General features: G+C 42.0%; 3 protein-coding genes. All 3 read right to left on the reverse strand.

Features of this window, described 5'->3' with window-relative positions:
• On the reverse strand, positions 1–940 hold a 940-nt coding region (locus QZT73_RS07525; RefSeq protein ID WP_291787488.1), incomplete at its 3' end, for a YpdA family putative bacillithiol disulfide reductase.
• Positions 941–955: 15 nt separating this feature from the next.
• A complete protein-coding gene (locus QZT73_RS07530; protein ID WP_291787490.1) occupies positions 956–1,741 on the reverse strand; it encodes an NRDE family protein in 786 nt (261 codons plus the stop codon).
• Between the two features lie 49 nt (positions 1,742–1,790).
• On the reverse strand, positions 1,791–2,599 hold an 809-nt coding region (locus QZT73_RS07535), incomplete at its 5' end, for an alkene reductase (RefSeq protein WP_291787492.1).

Here is a 2,599-nt window from a genome sequence, read left to right on the forward strand (position 1 = left end):
CGGCATGCACGATGGAGTTCTCGATAAAAAATTCCCTGGTATTCAATCCCCCGCAAACTACTCCAGCCAGATAAACGCCGGGCACATTAGATTCCTGATTGGTCTGATCGTAGCAGGGTTGACGCTTTTCGTCCAGGCTCAACTCCACGCCCAATTGATCCAAAAGGGCAAAATTGGGCACATAACCTGTCATGGCCAGCACAAAGTCATTTTCAATAGTGACTTCTCCATTAGGCGTATTGATGATCACTTCCTTTTCCCTAATTTCTTTGACCAGAGCATTCGTAAAAGCCTTGATAGAACCCTCTTTGATCCGGTTTTCTATATCCGGTTTGACCCAGTATTTGACATTGGGATCAACACTACCGTCTTTTAAGACCATGGTTACCTCAGCGCCTTTACGCCAAGTTTCCAAGGCCACATCAACCGCAGAATTACCTCCACCAACTACCAGGATTTTTTGACCGTTATATGGCCAGGGTTCTTTGTAGTAATGGGTCACCTTAGGGAGGTCTTCTCCTGGTACATTCATTAGGTTGGGTAGGTCATAAAATCCCGTAGCCATAATGATGTGTTTTGTCATATATTTCCTTTTCCCGGTAACAATTTCAAAAAGATCTCCTTTCTTATCGAGTGTTTTGACTTCTTCGTATAAATTGATTTTCAGGTTCCAAGTTTTTGCTACCCGGCGGTAATATTCCAAAGCTTCGGTTCGTGTAGGTTTATGGGCTATGGACATAAAAGGTATGCCTCCCATTTCCAATTTCTCCGAAGTGGAAAAAAAAGTCATGTTTAAGGGGTAATTGAAAAGGGAGTTGGTCAGAACCCCCTTTTCCACAATAATGTAATTCAGTCCTGCTTTCTCACATTCAATCCCACAGGCCATACCGATTGGTCCGCCGCCAACTATAAAAACATCTAAAATCTCTTGATTTTCCATGCTTTTACAACAGGTTTAGGACTGCTTCTGTTCCAAAAAGTTCTTTACTTTAAAACTTACTTTAGTGTCCTGGTGGGTTTCTGCTACCTGATCAAATTTTCTTTCCATCATGTCCACTTCTCCAGAATACTTCCAAAGTAAAACTGTCGAATTTACTGTTCCATAATAGTTCCCCACATTGATAAATTGCGCAGATAGCAATTTTTCCTGCTCGGGTGTAGCGCCTGTATCAGGTAGTATTTCCAGAGGACAGGTTTCCTTCGATTGCTGTCCTTTCATCAGACTTAAAGGATCAAAAGAATCAGCAGCAATATGCTTGGCGAGATTTTCCTTTGCTTTGATCAATTTAGGCCAGGGAGTTTCCACCACCGCATTACTCAAACCGTAAAGTCCGGGACTCAATTGGCGCACACCTTCCACCTTGTTGGAAAGGTAATAAAGTCCTTCCTGATCAGCGACAAGCAGGTTAAAACCTTCATACTCCATTTTCTCCTTTTCGATTTCCTCCATGTAGGATTGGGGATCCATCTCCCCTTCCAGGAAATTTTTGACCAGATCTCCTCGGGATTTGGAAAACTCCTGTTTGTTTTTCAGGTCACGGAAATTGGTAATGGCAGCAAAACGGCCATTGGGATGAATGCCCAACCATGTACCACCGGCACGCAGGTCTTTACCCGCATAAAATCCTGACTCCCATTGCTGCAAGGGCGCTGAAGGTCTTTCAAAGAACTCATCCCTGTTGGCCACAAGGATCAATTTGTATTCCGGATGCTTGTTCCAATTAAATGCTAATAAACACATGAAGGCAAATTAATAAAAAAGGCCGAAGAATATCGGCCTTTCATTCAAATTACACCAATTTTGAAACGGATAATTTAGGATAATCTGTATACCCTTTTTCTCCTGGAGTATAAAACGTAGCTTGATCCCATTCTGCTAAAGGTGCATTTTCGGCAAATCGCTCTACCAAATCCGGGTTGGAAATAAAGGGTTTTCCATACGCTACTGCATCAGCCAGCCCCTCCAAGATAAATTGATTTCCCCTTTCCTGATCGAAGCCCGCATTGATGATCAGGGTACCTTTGTAAATTGGCCTGTACCTTTTGGCAATCTCTTTTTCTGCATAAGGAATTTCGGAAATATCATTGAAAGGTTCTGACAAATGCAGATAGGCCAGGTTATATTGATTGAGTTTTTCAATGATGTAATCAAAAGTAGGGATAGTTTCCTCATCCATCGTCATTCCAAAAATGCCGTGAAGTGATGGGTTCAACCTCAATCCAATTCTATTTTCAGGCATTACTTCTTTGATGGTATCAATTACTTCAAATAAGATCCTGGCTCTGTTTTCAATGCTTCCACCATATTCATCTGTCCTTACGTTAGAAGTCCTGTTGAAAAACTGGTGCAACAAATAACCATTTGAGGAATGGATTTCCACACCATCAAAGCCTGCTCTCATCGCATTCTCTGCTGCTTTTTTGTAATCCAGAATGGTTTGTTTGATCTCTTCAATAGTCATTTCCTTGGGTGTTTCAGTGTCTTTGAAACCCTCTGGTGTAAAAGATTTGGAATGTGGATTTATGGCAGAAGGCGCATGAGGCAATTCACCACCATGAAAATCAGGATGGGACATTCTTCCCACATGCCACAATTGAA

Origin of the sequence: Cecembia sp., assembly GCF_007126775.1 — a bacterium.
Taxonomy (GTDB): domain Bacteria; phylum Bacteroidota; class Bacteroidia; order Cytophagales; family Cyclobacteriaceae; genus Cecembia.